The sequence below is a fragment of the Thermoanaerobaculia bacterium genome (assembly GCA_018057705.1).
Classification (GTDB): domain Bacteria; phylum Acidobacteriota; class Thermoanaerobaculia; order Multivoradales; family JAGPDF01; genus JAGPDF01.
The window spans coordinates 44,172-62,208 of the sequence record JAGPDF010000017.1; the positions used below are offsets into that span (position 1 = coordinate 44,172).

The following is an 18,037-nucleotide window of genomic DNA, read 5'->3' on the forward strand; positions in this document are numbered from 1 at the left end:
CGGTTCAGGGCGCGACGGCGCTCCAGCTGGCCGTGCCGGCGCTCTCGAAGCCGTCGAGGAAGAGATCGGCGAGGCCTGCCCAGGCCTCGCAGCCTCCGCCGTTCGGATGGATGCAGTCGATGCGTCCCGACCAGCCCGAGAGCAGATAGAGCTCGCCCGTCTGGTCTTCGCCGAAGCCGAACGGCCCGAGCGCCGAAGTCGTGAGCTCGACGCTCGACCAGCCGGGAGCGGTCGCCGGATGGGGCGCGCCGATCGCTGCCGCCCAGACCTCGCCATTGCCGGCGTCGCCGTAGACATAGCGGTTGCCGAGGTCGCTCGCGAGCGCTCCCCCGCGATAGCGGTAGCCCCCCATGATCGAACCCCAGGTGCCGCCCGAGTTGGCCTCGACGCGCACCGGATTGCGGAAGCTCGCGCCGCACCCCTGCGGCGGTGTGCCGCAGCCGGCGGCGTCGAAGCCTTCGCGACAGGGCCATCCGAAGTTGACCGGTGCGCCGGCCGTCACCTCGCCGGACGCCAGCAGATTGATCTCCTCCCAGTCGTCCTGGCCGACGTCGCCGATGTAGATGTCGCCGCTGCTGCGGTCGAACGAGAAGCGAAACGGATTGCGCAGTCCGAGCGCCCAGATCTCGTCGAGCCCCGCGACTCCCGTCAGCGGGTTGCCGGCCGGAATTGCATAGTTTCTCAGTGGATCGGCCGGAAAGGCGTCCGGGCCGTCGACGTCGAGGCGGAGCATCTTGCCGAGCAGCTGGTTCGTGTCCTGGCCGCTGCCGGCGGTCGAGTCGCAGCCGCCGCCGCCGTCGCCGAGGGTGACGTAGAGGTAGCCGTCGGGGCCGAATCGGAGGTCGCCTCCGTTGTGGTTGCCGTCGGGGTGCGCAACGACGAGGACGATCTGGCTCGACCCGACGAGCAGGAGGTCGGGATCGCCGGGGTCCCGCGTGTAGCGCTCGACGACGATGTCGCCATCGGCGATGCCGCCGGCGCCGTCCCAGTCGCGGCTCGTGTAGTAGAGAAAGACGAAGCCGTTCGCCGCGTAGCCGGGATGGACGGTCATCGCCAGCAGGCCGCGTTCGCCGCCGAAGTTCACCTTGCGTTGTGGCGCCGGGACGGAGACATCGTTTCGCAGGTCCAGCATGGGCGTTCCCGAGACGGCCGGCGAGCTGCCGTCCCAGACCCTCACCTGCCCGGGCTGCGTCGCGATCAGGCGATGGGACAGGCCGTCGGGTGGGTCCACGAAGGCGACCGGCGCGTCGCCGACGTCGACGAGCGGCGAGAAGGCGACGGTCGCGGCGAGCGGGGGTGCAGGGAGGAGGCAGATTGCGAGGGCGGCCAGGCGCGACAGCGGCATACGGGATCTCCCCTTCGAGTCGGAGCGCGCAGCCTAGCGGGAAGGAAACGAGGCGTCTGTGAAGAAGGTCCCAGTGGAGCCGCCCGCGATCGTCCGGCCCGGACGTCAGCTTCGGGAGGTCTCCTTCTGATACTGCTCGATGAGCTCGCGGATGCGGCGCGCGTCACCCTTGGTATGGCCGTGACTCTCGATCGGATTGGCGCCACCGGAGGAGTCGATGCGGATGTCGGAGAACAGCACACCGGTGGCAATCTGCACGGAGGCTACGTTCGGAATCGCGATGCTCTCCTCCGTGCTGCCCAGGAGCCGCGGCTGAATGCGCGTCACGCGGTCCGGGCTCACCTCGATGCGGGTGGGGAAGATGCGGTTGCCCTTGGTCAGGCGGCTGGCGGTGAACGACTCGGTCATGGTGCCTCCCTTTCTCCACTCTACACGCGGCGATTGTGAGCAGGCGCCGGACATCGACCTTCGTGCGGAGACGAGGGGGCGCCGCCCTCGCGGGCGCAGCGTCGGAGCGTTGGGTCACTATCGCCCGAAGCCGATTCGTGCCATTGTGCTCGGTGGAGGAGGGCTTCTTGGCAGCGCTAGAGTCGCGCGCCGGAGCTCTTCCAAACTTCCACGGCAGATCGGTCCCGCATTGCAGGCTCGATCCCGTAGATCCAAGGACAAGTCAAATGAAGGGCACAGTGAAGTGGTTCAACGCAGAGAAGGGTTTCGGTTTCATCACGCGTGAAGATGGCGAGAAGGACTGTTTCGTCCACCATTCGGCGATCGCCGGCGAGGGCTACAAGAGCCTCAACGACGGCGAAGCGGTCGAGTTCGACATCGTCCAGGGCCCGAAGGGTCCGGCCTCGGCGAACGTCCGGCGCATCTCCTGACCTGAGCGACCCCAATCCGCCCGGCCTCACCGCCGCGCGCGATTCGTAGTACTTCCCGACAGATTCATTCGCTCCGCGCGGTTCGGCCCAGGTCGAGCCGTGCGGAGCCCTGTTCGCCGGACCGGTCGACCGGTGCGAGAACGATGGCGGTCGGTGGTCGGCGAGCGAAGCCCCGTGCGCCGGGCGTGACCCCCCAGTGGAGGATGCGGTCGCTGCGCGCTGCACTACAATCGGCTCGTGCAGGTCCCGACGTGAAAACTCCGACAATCTCCATCGCCCGCGCCTTCATCCTGGTTCTGGCTCTCGCGACCACGGCTGCGGGCGCGCAGGAACTGGAACCGCGGGCCTACTCACCGGCGCCGGTAGGGGCCAACTTCCTGCTCTTCGGCTACACCTACCAAACCGGCGACGTGCTGTTCGATCCGTCGCTGCCGTTTTTCGACGTGGTCGCCAACGTGAGCTCGGCGAATCTCTCTTACGGGCGCTCTTTCAACCTCTTCGGCCGGACAGCGACCGTGGCTCTCGCGGTTCCCGGCGCCTGGGGCTCGATCTCGGGCAACGTCTTCGAAGAGCAGCGCAGCATCACGCGGTCCGGGCTGGCGGACGTGCGCGGCCGCTTCGTCGTCAATCTGATGGGCGGGCCCGCTCTGAGCCCCAGGGAGTTCGCCGCCGCGCCACCCAGAACGACGCTGGGGTTCAGCCTGGGGGTCACGGCGCCGACCGGCGAGTACGATCCAGAAAAGCTGATCAACCTCGGCGCCCATCGCTGGGCCCTCAAGCCGGAGCTCGGTCTCTCCCACCCCAGGGGCCCGTGGACACTCGAAGCTGCCGCGGGAGTCTGGCTCTTCGAGGACAACGACGACTTCTTCCCCGGCGGTGTGGTGCGCTCGCAGGATCCGCTGTGGACGGTCCAGGGACATGTCGGCTACACCTTCAAGCACCAGCTCTGGGTGTCGATCGACGCCACCTTCTACGCCGGTGGCGAGACTTTCGCCGACGGCGTCGGCGGCGACACTCGCCAGGAGAACAGCCGCATCGGAGCGACGCTCTCGCTCCCCCTGAAGCGCGGCCACACGATCAAGCTCCTGGTAGCCAAGGGAGTCACGGCGCGCGTCGGCTCGAGCTTCGAAACCTACAGCGTCGCCTACCAGTTCCTCTGGTTCGACTAGCAGCGTCGCCGGGCGCACGTCTCCTTCGGGCGATGGCTGACGCGGAGCGGGAGAATCGCCGGTCGCCGAGATTCTCGAAGTGGAGCAGCGGAGCGATACCGCCGCGGCGGGACAGGTCGAGGTCCCCGCTCTTTCCCGGTCGAGACCGGTAACGCGCGACCCGCTGCGGAGACTGATGGAGCAGGAGGATTCCCGATGCCTGCACGCGCTACCACCGCCGTACTCTGCCTCGCCGTCGGCTGCCTGTCGCCGCTCGACGCTCAACTCACGCCGACCGGCCATCAGCGTTGGAACCAGGGTGATCTAGGCAGCTTGGTCGAAGCGGGAGACCGCTTCGGCGCCGCGCTCGCCGTGGGCGACTTCGACGGCGACTCCTACGACGATCTCGTCGTCGGCCTTCCCGGCGAAGACGTCGGCGCGGTCGTCGACGCGGGGAGCGTGCTGATCGTCTACGGCGCGCCTTCGGGACTCGACGGCGCCGGCGCGTTGCCGGTCTTCTCTCTCCACCAGGACGTCGCCGGAGTGCTCGGGGTCGCGGAGGCGAGCGACCAGTTCGGCGCCACCCTGGCCGTCGGGGACTTCAACGGCGACACCTTCGACGACCTCGCCGTCGGAGTACCGTTGGAGGACGTCGAGATCTCGCCCGGCGTGATCGTCGCCGACGGCGGCGTCGTGCACGTTTTCTACGGCTCGCTCGGCGGCATCATCACCGCGGGCAATCAGGCGTTCGCCCAGGAGAACCTCCCGGCCGCAGCGGTGAGCCAGACCGGCGACCAGTTCGGTGCGGCGCTCGCGACCTGCGATGTCAGCTTCGTCCAGGACGCGGTGGACGACCTCGCGATCGGCATTCCCGGGGACAACTTCGGCGGGCTCAACAGCTCCGGCGCCGCAGCCGGCCTCATGGGCTCGCCGGGGGGGTTGACGGCGAGCGGCGCGTCGTACTTCGGGGCAGCCGGCTTTTCCACTCCGCCGGCTCCCGGCGACCGGTTCGGATCCGCTATCGGTTGCGGTACCTACGGCTCCGGCGAGAGCTCCCGTCTGATCGCGATCGGCGCGCCGTTGGCCGAGGCGAGCGGAGCGGGCAGCTCGGCCGGGATCGTCCGGGTGACGACCGAGAGCGGCTCCTGGGAGACCTCCTTCCCGAACGCCGGCGGCCGCAGCGGCGCGAGTCTGGCCTTCATTCCCTCGCCCGACACCCTGCAGTTCGACCTGCTGATCGGCATCCCCGGATCGACCAGCGGCGTGAACGAGGAATCGGGCCGGGTCTATAGCGAAACGACCGGACGGGGCTTCGCACAGGGACTCGCAGGCCTCTCCGAGGCCTCCGAGCCGTTCGATCGGTTCGGCGAGGTCATCGCCACGGGAGACTGGAACGGGGACGGCCGTCCCGACGTCGCCTACGGAGTCCCCGGAGAGAATCTGCGCGACGGGCTCCCCGACACCGCGCTCGACGCCGGCACGGTCCATGTACTCTTCGGCCAATACGGTTTCGCCGGAACTGCGGCCCACCAGGTCTGGAACTGGGACGATCCAACTCTGGGCTTCGCCGCGCACTCGAACGACAAGTTCGGCGCCGCGCTCGCCGGCGGCGACTTCGATGGCGACGGCGTCGACGACCTCGTCATCGGCGCTCCGGGCGCCGAGTGGAACGACCAGGCCGGGACCGGCCTGATACAGATTCTCTACGGCGAGGCGCGGCTGGTCTTCGCGGACAACTTCGAGTTCGGGTCGATCTTCTACTGGTCGGGGGACACACCCTGAGCGCTCCGCCAGGCGATGCCTAGCCCCGGACCCCGCCGCTCGTGTTCGACGCGGGCGGCCTGGAGCGATGCCAGACCAGCAGATCCCGAGAGGCTCTACTCCGAAGGCTTCGGCACCGGCTAAGATCTCCGGATGACCCGGATCCGCCCATGACCGTTCGCGAGCGCCGTCCCGCCGGGAAATCGGATCTCGATTGGATCCTCCTCTTCGCGGCCTGGATGATCGCCCTCCTCGCCACGGCCGGCAGCCTGTTCTTCAGCTACGTCATGGAGTTCGCCCCGTGCGTGCTCTGCTGGTACCAGCGGATCTGCCTCTTTCCGCTCGTCGTCATCCTCGCCCGGGGCCTCCTTCCGTTCGACCGCGGCGCGGTGCGCTACGGGCTGCCTCTCGCCATCCTCGGGTGGTTCGTGGCGGTCTACCACAACCTGGTCTATGCCGGCGTCGTACCGGAGAGCCTCCAGCCCTGCGCCAAGGGCGTGTCGTGCATGGAGGAGTACATCAGCCTGTTCGGCTTGCTCTCGATACCCTCGCTCTCGGTGATCGCCTTCACGATGCTGGTGGCCATTCTGTTCACGCTCCAGAGGAGAGCCTCGCCATGAAACGTCTGATCGTCGCGGTTTCCTGCGTCGTCGTCGTCGCCGGATTTCTCTTCGCCGCCTCCTGGTTCAAGGGGCGGCGAGCCGAGCAGCTGGGTTTCCTGGCGCAGGAGTACGCCTCGACCTTCGTCCGACCCCATTCGCCGACGCTCGGCGCCAGCGATGCCAAGGTCTTCATTGTCGAATTCACCGACCCCGCCTGCGAAACCTGCGCCGTGTTCTCGCCGATCGTCAAGCGCTTCATGGCGACCTACCCGGGAAGGATCCAGCTCATCGTCCGCTATGCCCCGTTCCACGAGGGTTCGAGCGGCGCAGTGCGTATCCTCGAGGCGGCGAAGATGCAGGGTAAGTTCTGGGAGGCGCTCGAGCTTCTCTACCAGAATCAGCAGGTCTGGACACAGCACCACCAGGTCCTGCCGGACCGGATCTGGCAGCTCCTGCCGCAGGCCGGAGTCGATCTCGAACGCCTCGAGATGGACATGGCCGACCCGCGCATCACCGCCGTCATCGAGCAGGACCTCGCCGACGCAGCGACGCTGGGCGTGCGCAAGACGCCCGGCTTCTTCGTCAACGGCAAGCCGCTCGAGCCCTTCGGCGAACGCCCGCTCGCGGCCCTCATCGAGGCCGAGGTGAGAGCGCAGTATCCAGAATGAGCCGCGGGCAGAGTGAGCCGCGGGCCGACTGCGCAGAAGGCGAGGTCGCTCGTTTCAGGCGGTCCCGTCGAGGAAAAGGGGGGGGGACGTGAGCACGACGAAACGGCAGGCACGCCACGCCGGGCTTCTCTATCTGCTTCTCGCGCTCTCCGCTCCGCTCGGACTGCTGATCGTCCCAGGGAAAGTGCTCGTACAGGGAAACGCGGTAGCGACGGCCGACAACCTGCGATCCGCGGAGGGGCTGGTTCGAATGGGGATCGCGAGCGAGCTCCTGCATCAGGCGATCGTGATCTTCCTCGTTCTGGCGCTCTACCGCCTGTTCAAGCCGGTAGACGAGTCCCTGGCCCGGCAGGTCGTGGTCCTCGGTGCGTTGGTCTCCGTGCCGATCGTCTTCGTCAACGTGCTGAACGAGATCGCCGCGCTGACCCTGGTGAGCGGCGTCGATTTTCTCACCGTCTTCGCTCGGCCGCAGCTCGACGCCCTGGCCTACCTCTTCTTCCGTCTGCACGGGCAGGGAATCACCGTGGCCTCGATCTTCTGGGGGCTCTGGCTCTTCCCGTTCGGGCTCCTGGTGGTGAGATCGCGTTTCATTCCGCGATTCCTGGGCTACCTCTTGTGGGTCGCCGGCGCGGCCTACGTTCTCGACGCCTTCGTCACGCTGATCCTGCCGCGCTACGTCCCCCAGGTTTCGCCGGTCACGGGCCTGCTGGTGATGGCGGAGGTGCCGATCATCTTCTGGCTCCTGATCTGGGGGGCGCGTCCGCAAGCAGGAAGCGCTCCCGGCGCCTAGCCTGCACGGCTACTCCCAGCGCAGGGCGTCGATCGGCGCGAGCTTCGAGGCCTTCATCGCCGGCCACATGCCGAAGGTGAGGCCGACGACGGTGCAGAAGATGAGACCGTTCACCGCCCACTCGATCGGCACGTGCACGGGGAAGCCGGTGAAGATCGTCACGAGGTTGCCGAGAGCGAAGCCGATCACGACTCCGAGCACCCCGCCGAAGTTGCAGAGCACGATCGCCTCGAGCAGGAACTGAGCCAGAACCTGATTGCGCTTCGCCCCGAGCGCCTTGCGAATGCCGATCTCGCGGGTGCGCTCGGTGACCGACACCAGCATGATGTTCATGATGCCGATGCCGGCGACGACGAGCGCGATGATGCCGATCACGAAGGCGCCGAGCTTGACGCCTCGTGTCGCCTGATTGAACTGCTTGATCTGGCTGTCGTTCGTGAAGATGTCGAAGTTGTCGTCCTCGCCGGGCGGAACGCCGCGCTCGACGCGCAGCACCGCCCGGGTCTCCTGGATCGCCTCGTCGAGGAGCTGCGGGGTGAGCGCCCGGACGGTGATGTTGACCGAGCGCTCGCGATTGCCGTCGCTGTCGCGCCAGCCGTAGGTGCGGATCCAGGAGCTGATCGGGATGAGGATGTAGTTGTCGTAGTTGCCGCCGGCCGCCGACTTCTTCTCCTCGAAGACGCCGACGACCGAGTACCGGTGGCCGTCGATCTTCATCTCCTGGCCGATCGGGTCGATGAACGGAAAGAGCTGGTCGGCGACCGCATAGCCGATCACCGCGACCCGCCGGAGGACCCGCTCGTCTTCGTCCGTCAGGTTGCGCCCCAGGCCCACGAGGTGCGTGTTGTTCGGGGCGTACTGCCCATCACCGCCGACCACCCAGAGATTGGATTCGGTCTTTTCGCCCTTGTAGCTCGCCTCGGCGCCGAAACGCCAGAGCTCGGCTCCGACGAGGTCGACACTCTTCACCTTCTCGCGGATCGCCACCGCGTCCTCGACGGTGACCGGTGGCCGCGCCTGGATCTTCCGCCAGTCGCGGTTGCCCGGTCCGAAGTTCCCGGCCGGCCATTTCTGCACCTGGAAGGTCTGCGTCCCGAGCACCGAGAGCTCACTCTCCATGGTCGATTGGATCACCGAGATGCCGGTCATCACGGCGATGATCGAAGCGACGCCGGCGACGATGCCGACCAGGGTGAGGACCGAGCGCAGCTTGTTGGCGCGGATCGCATCGAGCGCCATCGGCAGGGTCTCGCGTAGTCTCATGGCGTCTTCTCCCGGTTGCGCCCTATCGGTTCATTCGTAGCGCAGCGCGTCGATCGGATCGAGGCGCGAGGCGCGGTAGGCCGGCACGACGCCGGCGGCGATTCCGGTCAAGGTCGAGACCAGGAGGGCCACGACGACGATGCCCGGCGAGATGCTCGCCGGCATCAGAGTACGGTTGATGACCTCGGTGACGACCGCGGCGAGCAGCAATCCCATGAGGCCGCCGATCAGGCAGATCGCAGCCGACTCGAAGAGGAACTGGACGAGAATGGCCCGCTTCCTCGCGCCGATCGCCTTGCGGATGCCGATCTCCCGGGTGCGCTCGGTGACCGAGACGAACATGATGTTCATGACGCCCACTCCACCGACGAAGAGCGAGATGCCGGTGATGACGATGCCGATGAGCAGCACCACCCCCATGACGTTGTTGAACATCTCGAGCAGCGAGTCCATCTTGTTGATCGAGAAGTCGTCCTTCTCTCCGGGGGCGAGCTTCCTCACCTTGCGCATCTCGCCGACCACCTCGTACTCGAAGTCGCTCACGAGTACCGAAGGAGGGGCCTTGACAGCGATGTCGATGTTGCGCTGCGCGCCGCCGAACACCTTGGCGAACGTGGTGATCGGGACGAAGACCTGCGAGTCGAAGTTCGGCCCGCCGAAGAAGCCGGCGCTGCCCTGCTTCTCCATGACGCCGATGACCCGGAAGCTCGACCGGCCGATCTTCATCTGCTTGTTGAGCGGATCGACCCCGGCGAAAAGCCGGGTGCGGATCTCGGAGCCGATGACGCACACCCGGCGATTGGCCTGCACGTCGAACGGCGTGAGGAACCGGCCGCTCTCGGGCACCGATGTCGACACCAGCATCTGCTTGTCGGTGGTGCCGATGACGTCGACGTTGTCGATCGTCTCCGAGGAGAACTTGACGCTGCGCTCGGTATGCGTCGTCGGGTTGATGGCGGCGGCGTGCGGCAGCCGGCTCTCGAGCCTCTCGACTTCGCGCAGGCTCACCCGCGGCCGGTTGCGGAAGTCGAAGAAGTTGCCGCGGATGATCCACGGCATCCGCGAGACGTAGACCACGTCGGTGCCGAGCGCGGAGACGCTCTCGCGGAAGTTGTTGGCGAGGCCGTTGGCGGCGGTCATCGTGGTGATGACGCCGAGCACGCCGATGACGATGCCCAGAGTCGTGAGGACGCCGCGGGCCTTGTTGGCGCGGATCGCCCCGATGGCGAGCCGCAAGGCTTCGAGCGTGTCCTGGCCACGGCGGCGCATCGCGCGCTCCCTCAGGCCCCGGCCGACGCGGTAAGAGTCGTTGGGAGCGTCGGCGGCGCGGCCAGAACGGGAGCAGTGAGCGGAGCTCGCGCCCGGTCGTCGGCAGCGGCGAGATCGCTTTCCATGAGGCCATCGCGCAGCCGGACGATCCGGCGCGCCCGGCGCGCGACATCGTCCTCGTGGGTGACCATGATGATCGTATTGCCGCCGCCGTGGAGCTGATCGAAGACCTCGAGGATCTCTTCGCCCGTGCGCGTGTCGAGGTTTCCCGTCGGCTCGTCGGCGAGCAGGATCGACGGCCGGTTGACCAGCGCGCGGGCGATGGCGACGCGCTGGCGCTGTCCGCCCGAGAGCTCGTTCGGCTTGTGGCGCATGCGGTCCTTGAGCCCGACCTTCTCGATCGCCTCTTCGGCGAGCCGCCTGCGCTCGGCAGAGGCGACGCCGGCGTAGACCAGCGGCAGCTCGACGTTCTTGAAGACGTCGGCCCGCGGGATCAGATTGAAGGTCTGGAAGACGAAACCGATCTTGCGGTTGCGGATGTCCGCCAGCGCGTCGTCGTCGAGTCCCGAGACGTCGACCCCGTCGATCAGGTACCGGCCGGAGGTCGGGACGTCGAGGCAGCCGATGAGGTTCATCATCGTCGACTTGCCCGACCCCGATGGTCCCATGATGGCGACGTACTCGTTGTGCGCGACGGAGAACGAGACGCCGCGCAACGCCTGGACGAGAATGCCCTCGAGGTCATAGGTCTTGACGACGTCGTGGAGCGCGAGGGCCGGACCCCGATGGGCCGCGGTCACGAGCTCTTCTCTCCGGAGCCGACCTTCACCTTGGCGCCCTCCTTGAGGTCCCGGCTGATCGCGCGGTAGCTGCCGGTGACCACCTGATCGGCGGCAGCGATCCCCTCGACGAGCTCGATGTGGGTGTCGCTCTGGATGCCGGTCTTGACCTGCCGGGCGTGAGCAACGCCGTTCTCGACGACGAAGACGATCTGCACGAAACCGTCCTTGTCGGGGGTGAAGGCGGCAGCGCCGCCGGCGTCGCCGGCAGTGGCAGCGGTGGCGGACGAAGCGGGAGCGTCGGCCTTCGCCGCCGCGCCGAGCTGCTCCGGGGTGCGTACGGCGACGCTCTGGATCGGCACGCCGAGGACGCTCTCGCGCACTTCGGTGACGATGTCCGCGCTCGCCGTCATTCCGGGGCGCAGCTGGCTCCCGGGGTCGAGGATCGCGACCTTGACCTCGAACTCGGTCTTCTGGTCGGTCGTCCCCTGGCCGGCGATCTTGGCGCTGCTCGCGATGTCGGTGACCTTGCCCTTGAACGTGGCGCCGGGGAGAGCATCGACTTCGATCGTCGCCTCGTCGCCGAGCGCGAGCTGGACGATGTCGTTCTCGTCGACGTCCACCAGCGCCTCCATGCCGGCCAGGTTGGCGAGCTCGAGGATGGTGTCCTCCTGGAACTGCGAGCCGAGCGCGATCTCGCCGACCTCCTTGTTGAGTTTCGATACGGTACCGGCCATCGGCGCGTAGATCGTCGTCTTCGACAGCGCGTCGCGCGACTGCTTGAGGGCGGCGCGGTTCTGCGAGACGCGGTCCTGCGCGGAGCGCAGGCGGGCCTTGTCGACCTCAACGGCCGAGGCCGCGGCGTCGAGGTTGGAGGCCGACTCGAGGCTCTTGCCGTGAAGGTCCTGGATACGGGCGAGATCCTTCACCGCTTTGTCGAGGTTCTCGCGGACGACCGCCGCGTCAGCCTCCGACGACCGCAGATTGGCTTCGGCGCTCTCGACCTCGGCCAGGTAGCGCTCCCGGTCGAGCTCGAGCAGGAACTGGCCGCTCTCGACCCAGTCCCCCTCCTTGACCGCCAGGCGGGTGATCTTGGCCGACACATCGGCGCTGATGTTGATCTGGGTCACCGGCTGGATGCGGCCGGTGGCGACGACCGTCTGGACGATCCTGCGCGCCTCGACCGGCATCGTCTCGACCTCGATCAGGTCGGACTTCCCGCCCCGGGACATGAGCGCGAAGGCGCTCGCTGCAAGGACCACCGGGATGCCGGCGAAAAGGGCGATCTTCTTCTTTCTGGACATGGTTCGAGGGCTCCGTTCCGTGACGTCGGGATCCATGGCCTCCCCCTGGAGAGCCGTCTGGGTCACCTCGGCCCGCCGAGGCGGGGCCGGAAGCGACCTGGTCAGGAATGAGTTACGGCGATTCCGGCCGGAGGTTTCCGTGCCGCGATCACGACGGGTGCAGAAGTGGCCCCTTGCCGCCGGGCGCGGGCGGTCCGGCGCGCCTGCAGAGCTAGGGCACGGTGGCGCTCCAGGCGCTCGAGTCGCCTGACTCGAAGCCGTCGCGGAAGAGGGGGGAGGCGAGACGCTGGACCCAGACGTCCTGCTCGCCGCGCCGGGAGTCCTGGTAGAAGGGGAAGACGCCCGCCGGACCCGCGGCGATGCCGTTGTAGTCGCCGATGAAGGCGGCGGCGCCGCCCTCGGTCGGCAGGACCGGCACGAAGCTCGCCGCGGTGAGCCGGATGTTCGGTCCGAAGGTGGCGCCGCCGTCGGTCGAGGATGCGTAGTAGAGGTCCAGATCGACGTCGTCGTTGCGGCGGTCGTACCAGACGACGTGGACGTCGCCCTGGCCGTCGATCGCCACCCAGGGGAAGAACTGGAGAGCGCCCGGAGGATCGTCGTTCACGCGCGCCGGAAGGCTCCAGGTGTCGCCGCCGTCGGTCGAACGGATGGCGAGGATGTCGGCATCGCCCAGAAGCTGGTCGTTCCAGACCACGACGAGGTCGCCGTTCGGGGCCGCGGCGGCGGCGGGGAGGTTGAGCAGCCGGTACCCTCCCGCTGGCGCGGGAACGGAGGAGGGGAGCGGCTGCATCGCGACGATCGCTGCGTCGGGCGTCCAGGTCTCTCCGGCGTCGTCCGAGCGCGACATCCAGAGGAACTGCTGGAAGCTGTCGCGCCAGAAGACGTAGAAGGTGCCGTCCGGAGCGATCACCGGGCAGGCGCCGTTGCCGCCGACGGAGGCGTTGGCGAGCACCGTGTCGTGATCGAAGCTCACGCCGCCGTCGATCGATCTTGCGGCATGGATCTTCGCCGGGCTGGTGCCGAAGTCGGCGTAGGCGACCAGCACCTCGTTTCCCTGCGCCGCGACGTAGGACTTGTCGTCGAAGTTCGCGTCCGCCGTCACCGCGACCGGCGCGAGCCAGGTCACGCCGTCATCGACCGAGCGCTGGACGAAGATGTCGAGATCGCTTCCGGCGATACCGCCACGCGCGATGTAGCTGTAGTACCAGACTCCGGCGCCGGCGGCGGCGATCGCCGGATCGCTCATCACGTCGAAGCCGCCGAGGAGCGCCGAGCTCCAGGTGTCGCCGCCGTCGGCCGAGCGGCCGACGCCCATCTTGACGCCGACGCCGTCGAAACTGTTCCAGCCAGCAACGACCGTGTCGCCGTCGATCGCAATCGCCGTCTCGTTCTGGGTGTGGCTGTCGTCGGCGCCGAGGCGGACTTCGGGCGTCGCACCGGACGGCAAGCTGCTGGCGTCGAAGCGCGGCTGCGGCAGCAGTTCGGCCGCCGGACGCGGCGGTCGCGGGCGCTCGATGTCGAGCGGCAGCGTCCAGCCGAGCTCGTCGACCGTGCCCTCGACGATCACCTCTCCGGCGGGACTGACGAAGCTCCGCGGCAGAGCGCCCTGCACTGGCGCCCGCGAGGTCTCGTCGACCGCCACCGCGCCGCCTGACGTGAGGCTGACGGATCCGCAGCCCGTGCCGGAAGCCAGGACCGCGAGTGCGAAGAGAACTCCGGCGGAACGTCTCACGATTCCCCTCTGCGATGCATGATCTGGCGGATTCTGCCCCAACTCGCGGCGCGACAGGGCGCCACGGTCGATTCGGGGCGCCCAACGGCCGGACTGGGAAGGGCTCGGCGGGCCGTGGACCGTCAGGCCTCAGCCGGGAAGGAGGCTCTCCCAGAGCCGGCGACAGTCGGGCGGCAGCTCTCCGACCCGTTCGCTGACCTCGCGCACGACGGCGTCGCGGTCGTCGCCCGCCAGGAGTTGGGCGATGTCCCAGGCGTCCTGGGGGCCGCCGGCGTAGAGCTTGAGCAGGACGAGGTCCGCCGCTCCTGGGACCTTGACGGTGACCTCGCCGAGATCGAACTGGGGCGCGCGATGCAGGATGCGGGTCTGCCAGTCTCCCCGACCGACGATCAGATCCACCGGGCGTTCGCGATCGGCGCTGAACCGAACGACGCCTGCGAGGGGATCGTCCCGATCGCCCCGGCGAATGTCGACGCGGACTTCCGGCTCGCCGATTCCGATCCAGAGCGCGGGCTCGAGCGCCTGCAAGTCGGTCGAGAGCAGATCCCGATCCGCGGTCGCCCGGCTCACGCCGCGCAGAGCGAGTGCCTCGGCGCCGATGAGCGCGCAGACAATGCCGCGTTCCCGCAATCGTCCGACGACCTGAGCGAGGAGAGTCATCCTCCGGCAGCGCAGCGGGACGGGCGCCGCCCCCGCTGCTTTCGGCGCGCAAACTCCTTGCGGGCCTCTTCCGCGGTGACTCCGTGCACGAGGCTGAACGCGGCCACGGCTTCCCGTCCGAGCTGCTGGGCGAGAGCCAGGCGCGCCAGAGGCGAGAGCTCCTGCTCGGCGCGCCGCCGCTCGGCGCGCAGGCTGGCGGCGACGTCGGAGTGCATGGCGAAAGTATAACCGCCCGCTCCGTCAGCCGCCTGACGGGGCGGGGCGCGGCGGCCGGGCCCGCTGCTACGCTGCCTTTCGCCGGGCGCGGCTTAAGCCCTGGCAGAAGGCTCACCTTGACGAAGATCCTCCACCTGGCTCTCGCGCGCACGTCCGAGGCGGCGAGTGACCGTTTGTACGTCGATCTCCTCGGCCTCGAGAGGCGGCGCGAGAAGCAGGTCGACGCCGGACTTTGCCACGCCCTTTTCGGCGTGGCGCGCGCGCACCGGTTGATCGACTACGCCGGCGACGGCGTCCAGTTCGAGGTCTTTCTCGTCCCTCCGGGAGAGCAGCCGCCGGCCGGAGTCGCGCATGTGTGCCTCGAAATCGACGGCGCGGCCGCCCTTCTGGAACGTTGCCGTGCGGCGGGACTCGAGGTCCGCGAGGTGGTGCGCGGCGAGCGCCGGGTGACGTTCATCGCCGACGAAGACGGGAACCTCTACGAGATCAAGCAGGCGACTCCGGCGTCCTGAGGGGCGCCGCGAAAGGGACGACAGCATGGCCGACATGGACGGAAGCCGCGAGAACAGGGAATTCCACGCCGAGGTGCCGCAGGTGAGCGAGGGCTTTTTCCTCAAGGGCTCGGCGCACTACGACTGGGGGCTGAAGAATCGCCTGGCGCGGATCTTCGACCCCACGTCGGGGCGCACCGTCATGCTGGCGTTCGACCACGGCTACTTCCAGGGGCCGACCACCGGTCTCGAGCGCATCGACCTTTCGATCGTGCCGCTGATTCCCTATGCCGACACCCTGATGCTGACGCGCGGTGCGCTGCGCACGATGATCCCGCCCTCGACGCGAGCGGCAATCGTGCTCCGGGCTTCGGGCGGCCCGAGCATCCTCAAGGAGCTCTCGAACGAGGAGATCGCGGTCGACATCGAGGACGCCCTGCGGCTCAACGCATCGGCGCTCGCGGTGCAGGTCTTCGTCGGCGGTGAGCACGAGACGAAGTCGATCCACAACCTGACGCGCCTGGTCGACGCCGGCAATCGCTACGGCGTGCCGGTGCTCGCGGTCACCGCGGTCGGCAAGGAGATGGTGCGCGACGCCAAGTACTTCCGCCTCGCCACCCGGATCTGCGCCGAGCTCGGGGCGCACTACGTCAAGACCTACTACGTAGAAGACGGCTTCGAGACCGTCACCTCCTGCTGCCCGGTGCCGATCGTCATCGCCGGCGGCAAGAAGCTCCCCGAGCTCGAAGCTCTCACCATGGCCGCGAACGCCGTCTCCCGCGGTGCCTCGGGCGTCGACATGGGCCGCAACATCTTCCAGTCGGAAGCCCCGTCGGCGATGCTCCGCGCCGTCCGCGCCGTCGTCCACGACGACGCCTCGCCCGCCGAGGCGCACGACCTCTACCGCCGGCTCGCGAGAGCGGCCCTCGAAGGAAGCCGGTGACAGTTACCTGATTTTCACCTGCGGAACTACCAGGCGCTCCGGAACGGACATCGATTCAGTGTCTTGCCCATTCAGGCGGCGGGCAGCTGAGAAGCGTTTCAAGGCACGACAGCGCTCCAGGCCACGGTCGATCCGCTTTCGAATCCGTCGAGAAAGAGCACGGCGACGACGAGACTTACCGGCACCTCGACGAGCGGTGTGTCGGGATCGTTGCTCTGGACGCACAGCACTCCGCTGTAGGTTCCGGGCGCCAGGCCGATCGCGTCGAGAGTGACGTCCACGAGGGTCGTCGCGCCGCCCGCGGTCGTTCCGAGTGTCTGCCCCAGGCTCAGCCAGGGGAGATTGGCCGGCGAGTCGCAGGCCGCGAGGTGCGCGGCGATGCGGAACGGAAACTCCTGTTGCACCGCGCCGTCGAGGGCGGGCAGGAACGGTTCTCCCGCCGAAGCCTGAAGGCCGTTGCCGGGCCTCGCCCCGGCGGTGATCGCCGCCGGCGGCGCCCAGGGCCCGGAGCCGGAGCCGCCGGCGGCGGACCAGTCGAGCCAATAGGTCCCGGGCGCAAGCGTCGCGCCGATGCGGGCGACGTTGGCCAGGATGGGCCTCGAGGTCCCCTCGAGCTCGAGGGCGCTGACGCGATAGGTGTTGCTGAACGTCGAGGAGAGCAGGCGGTCGGAGAACCGGTCGCCGAAGACGACCCGGCTGCCCTCAGCCTCGGGCGGCCCGTCCCAGATCTGCACGCGCAGGTCGGTGAGGCTCGAGGTCGCCGTGGCGCCGGTCTCGTAGCTGTAGATCGTCAGGGTGTCGATCGTCCAGGTTTCCGAACCTGGGACGGTGAAGTCGTCCGCCAGCCGGTTCTCGGCCCCGGCCTGGAGGCCGAAGCCTTGCAGCCTCAGGTCCAGGGCGCTGTCGACGACGCTCGCGTCGGCGCCGCCGAAGCCGGCGCCCGGGTGTGTGACCAGCGCGCCGTTGTCGTAGACCCGGGTCTCGAGCGCCCGAGAAGCGCCGGGGACCGGCGCCACGGCCGCCTCGCCGATCGACCAGACGAGGTCGATCTGCCCCAGGTTCGCGATGTCGAGCGGCAGCGTCTCGGCCCCTCCCGCAGGAACGTCGCTCGCCAGACTTCCCGGCGTCACGGCGATCGCCTGCGGCGCGAGGCTCACGATGACGGACTCGTTGGCGGCGTTGCACTCCGCCTGCACGGGGAGATTGTCGGGGTCACCGCCATAGGCGGCGACCCAGCGGTAGGTTCCCGGCAGGGCCGGCGTGAACGGGCTCGAGGTCGCCGCGCCGGCGGCGTTCGCCGGATTCGTCGAGACGAAGACCTGAGGCAGGCTGCAGGTGGCGTCGTTCGGTCCATAGAGGTGGAAGGTGACGCTGCCGCCGCCCGGATGGGAGCCGGCGGAGAGCTGCGCCGCGTCGCTCACCTCGCCGCCCAGTGTCACCCCCGGCGAGGCCGTCGTCGCGAGCGTGGGCAGGGCGCGGTCGACGGTCACCTCGACGCTGCCGCTCGAGTCGGTGGTGCCGGGATTGCCGATGGTGGCGCCGCTCACTTCGGCGAGGGCGTCGGTCTGCATGCCCGGCGTCGGATTCGAAGCATCGATCGTCGGAACCTTGAGGACGCTGAACGTGAACGTGACGGTGCAGGAGGAGCCGGGCTGCCCGGTCGGCGTCAGCACGACTGCCGGTGAGGGGGAGAAGACCGCCTTGCCGTTGGCGTCCGGGGGCGCGATGGCGAACGTCGCCCCGGCACAGGCGGTGCCCGCCTGGCCGGTGGCGGTGGCGCTGAGTGCGAAAACTCCGGGGTCGATCTGGTTGCAGACGGAGCCGGCGTTGCCGCAGCTCGGCGTGAGCGCGACGGCGGTGATGCTCATCGAGAAGTCGGCGTCCGGACCGGTCGAGCTGTTGGCGAAGGTGAACGACGCGGAGATCCCGGTCGCCGCGGCGGTGACCGTGGCGGGAAAGCTCGGCGTGACGTCCAGCGAAACGCCGGCATGGGCGGGCGGGGAGCCGGCGCCGAGCAGCGACGCGCACCAAGCGATCGCCCCGACCGCGAGGCGGCACGAGACACCCGAGGTCGGAAACCGGTGACGACTCGACATGAACTCTCTCCTTCAGGCGAAACGATGCCAATGGATGACCACGGGCTGCAGTGCTCGCAGCGCGAGGGAACAGGCTTCACAACAGGAGAGAC

At 68.4% G+C, this 18,037-nt stretch carries 18 protein-coding genes; 8 read left to right on the plus strand and 10 right to left on the minus strand.

Annotated elements, in window-relative coordinates:
* Positions 1–4: 4 nt before the first annotated feature.
* Together KBI44_07850 and KBI44_07855 are read right to left on the minus strand one after the other, a co-directional pair.
* Positions 5–1,345 (minus strand): PQQ-dependent sugar dehydrogenase, encoded by a 1,341-nt coding sequence (locus KBI44_07850; GenBank protein MBP9144380.1) that lies wholly within the window; start codon positions 1,343–1,345, stop codon positions 5–7.
* 105 nt (positions 1,346–1,450) lie between these two features.
* A complete protein-coding gene (locus KBI44_07855; GenBank protein MBP9144381.1) occupies positions 1,451–1,753 on the minus strand; it encodes a hypothetical protein in 303 nt (100 codons plus the stop codon).
* A gap of 266 nt (positions 1,754–2,019) precedes the next feature.
* Between KBI44_07855 and KBI44_07860 the strand changes: the two genes are divergently transcribed.
* The 6 genes from KBI44_07860 to KBI44_07885 all read left to right on the plus strand — a co-directional run bounded on the left by KBI44_07860 (position 2,020) and on the right by KBI44_07885 (position 7,192).
* Complete coding sequence (locus KBI44_07860) at positions 2,020–2,223, plus strand: cold shock domain-containing protein (GenBank protein MBP9144382.1); 204 nt, start codon at positions 2,020–2,022, stop codon at positions 2,221–2,223.
* A gap of 203 nt (positions 2,224–2,426) precedes the next feature.
* Positions 2,427–3,392 (plus strand): transporter, encoded by a 966-nt coding sequence (locus KBI44_07865; GenBank protein ID MBP9144383.1) that lies wholly within the window; start codon positions 2,427–2,429, stop codon positions 3,390–3,392.
* A 195-nt stretch (positions 3,393–3,587) separates the two neighbouring features.
* Positions 3,588–5,153, plus strand: a complete 1,566-nt coding sequence (locus KBI44_07870) for an FG-GAP repeat protein (protein ID MBP9144384.1) — start codon at positions 3,588–3,590, stop codon at positions 5,151–5,153.
* A gap of 149 nt (positions 5,154–5,302) precedes the next feature.
* Positions 5,303–5,752: a disulfide bond formation protein B gene (locus KBI44_07875; protein MBP9144385.1), complete on the plus strand. Its 450-nt coding sequence runs from the start codon at positions 5,303–5,305 to the stop codon at positions 5,750–5,752.
* Positions 5,749–6,402, plus strand: coding sequence for a thioredoxin domain-containing protein (locus KBI44_07880; GenBank protein MBP9144386.1), 654 nt, complete (start codon positions 5,749–5,751; stop codon positions 6,400–6,402). Before KBI44_07875 ends, KBI44_07880 begins: the two co-directional genes overlap by 4 nt.
* Positions 6,403–6,490: 88 nt before the next feature.
* Positions 6,491–7,192, plus strand: coding sequence for a DUF4386 domain-containing protein (locus KBI44_07885; GenBank protein MBP9144387.1), 702 nt, complete (start codon positions 6,491–6,493; stop codon positions 7,190–7,192).
* Positions 7,193–7,201: 9 nt separating this feature from the next.
* On the opposite strand, the gene KBI44_07890 is transcribed toward KBI44_07885, so the two are convergent.
* From KBI44_07890 to KBI44_07920, 7 genes are all read right to left on the minus strand, one after another.
* Positions 7,202–8,455, minus strand: a complete 1,254-nt coding sequence (locus KBI44_07890; GenBank protein MBP9144388.1) for an ABC transporter permease — start codon at positions 8,453–8,455, stop codon at positions 7,202–7,204.
* Positions 8,456–8,485: 30 nt separating this feature from the next.
* On the minus strand, positions 8,486–9,724 hold the full coding sequence (locus KBI44_07895; GenBank protein MBP9144389.1) for an ABC transporter permease: 1,239 nt from the start codon (positions 9,722–9,724) through the stop codon (positions 8,486–8,488).
* A gap of 11 nt (positions 9,725–9,735) precedes the next feature.
* A complete protein-coding gene (locus KBI44_07900; GenBank protein MBP9144390.1) occupies positions 9,736–10,455 on the minus strand; it encodes an ABC transporter ATP-binding protein in 720 nt (239 codons plus the stop codon).
* A gap of 65 nt (positions 10,456–10,520) precedes the next feature.
* A complete protein-coding gene (locus KBI44_07905; GenBank protein ID MBP9144391.1) occupies positions 10,521–11,807 on the minus strand; it encodes an efflux RND transporter periplasmic adaptor subunit in 1,287 nt (428 codons plus the stop codon).
* A 211-nt stretch (positions 11,808–12,018) separates the two neighbouring features.
* Positions 12,019–13,539: an exo-alpha-sialidase gene (locus KBI44_07910; GenBank protein ID MBP9144392.1), complete on the minus strand. Its 1,521-nt coding sequence runs from the start codon at positions 13,537–13,539 to the stop codon at positions 12,019–12,021.
* A gap of 129 nt (positions 13,540–13,668) precedes the next feature.
* Complete coding sequence (locus KBI44_07915; GenBank protein ID MBP9144393.1) at positions 13,669–14,199, minus strand: hypothetical protein; 531 nt, start codon at positions 14,197–14,199, stop codon at positions 13,669–13,671.
* Positions 14,196–14,414 carry a hypothetical protein gene (locus tag KBI44_07920; GenBank protein MBP9144394.1) on the minus strand — a complete coding sequence of 73 codons (219 nt, stop codon included), beginning with the start codon at positions 14,412–14,414 and terminating at the stop codon, positions 14,196–14,198. Before KBI44_07920 ends, KBI44_07915 begins: the two co-directional genes overlap by 4 nt.
* A gap of 117 nt (positions 14,415–14,531) precedes the next feature.
* Here KBI44_07920 and KBI44_07925 point away from each other — a divergent pair, with 117 nt between their 5' ends.
* Both KBI44_07925 and lsrF read left to right on the plus strand, forming a co-directional pair.
* Positions 14,532–14,927, plus strand: coding sequence for a VOC family protein (locus KBI44_07925; GenBank protein ID MBP9144395.1), 396 nt, complete (start codon positions 14,532–14,534; stop codon positions 14,925–14,927).
* A gap of 25 nt (positions 14,928–14,952) precedes the next feature.
* Complete coding sequence (gene lsrF / locus KBI44_07930; protein ID MBP9144396.1) at positions 14,953–15,849, plus strand: 3-hydroxy-5-phosphonooxypentane-2,4-dione thiolase; 897 nt, start codon at positions 14,953–14,955, stop codon at positions 15,847–15,849.
* 98 nt (positions 15,850–15,947) lie between these two features.
* Here lsrF and KBI44_07935 read toward each other — a convergent pair whose 3' ends face one another.
* Positions 15,948–17,945: a hypothetical protein gene (locus tag KBI44_07935; protein MBP9144397.1), complete on the minus strand. Its 1,998-nt coding sequence runs from the start codon at positions 17,943–17,945 to the stop codon at positions 15,948–15,950.
* Between the last annotated feature and the right edge of the window lie 92 nt (positions 17,946–18,037).

Excerpts from the sequence above, each read along its gene's own strand:
- KBI44_07850 (MBP9144380.1), bottom strand. The coding sequence starts at position 1,345 with ATGCCGCTGTCGCGCCTGGCCGCCCTCGCAATCTGCCTCCTCCCTGCA.
- KBI44_07855 (MBP9144381.1), bottom strand. The coding sequence starts at position 1,753 with ATGACCGAGTCGTTCACCGCCAGCCGCCTGACCAAGGGCAACCGCATC.
- KBI44_07860 (MBP9144382.1), top strand. The coding sequence starts at position 2,020 with ATGAAGGGCACAGTGAAGTGGTTCAACGCAGAGAAGGGTTTCGGTTTC.
- KBI44_07865 (MBP9144383.1), top strand. The coding sequence starts at position 2,427 with ATGCGGTCGCTGCGCGCTGCACTACAATCGGCTCGTGCAGGTCCCGAC.
- KBI44_07870 (MBP9144384.1), top strand. The coding sequence starts at position 3,588 with ATGCCTGCACGCGCTACCACCGCCGTACTCTGCCTCGCCGTCGGCTGC.
- KBI44_07875 (MBP9144385.1), top strand. The coding sequence starts at position 5,303 with ATGACCGTTCGCGAGCGCCGTCCCGCCGGGAAATCGGATCTCGATTGG.
- KBI44_07880 (MBP9144386.1), top strand. The coding sequence starts at position 5,749 with ATGAAACGTCTGATCGTCGCGGTTTCCTGCGTCGTCGTCGTCGCCGGA.
- KBI44_07890 (MBP9144388.1), bottom strand. The coding sequence starts at position 8,455 with ATGAGACTACGCGAGACCCTGCCGATGGCGCTCGATGCGATCCGCGCC.
- KBI44_07895 (MBP9144389.1), bottom strand. The coding sequence starts at position 9,724 with ATGCGCCGCCGTGGCCAGGACACGCTCGAAGCCTTGCGGCTCGCCATC.
- KBI44_07905 (MBP9144391.1), bottom strand. The coding sequence starts at position 11,807 with ATGTCCAGAAAGAAGAAGATCGCCCTTTTCGCCGGCATCCCGGTGGTC.
- KBI44_07915 (MBP9144393.1), bottom strand. The coding sequence starts at position 14,199 with ATGACTCTCCTCGCTCAGGTCGTCGGACGATTGCGGGAACGCGGCATT.
- KBI44_07920 (MBP9144394.1), bottom strand. The coding sequence starts at position 14,414 with ATGCACTCCGACGTCGCCGCCAGCCTGCGCGCCGAGCGGCGGCGCGCC.
- lsrF (MBP9144396.1), top strand. The coding sequence starts at position 14,953 with ATGGCCGACATGGACGGAAGCCGCGAGAACAGGGAATTCCACGCCGAG.
- KBI44_07935 (MBP9144397.1), bottom strand. The coding sequence starts at position 17,945 with ATGTCGAGTCGTCACCGGTTTCCGACCTCGGGTGTCTCGTGCCGCCTC.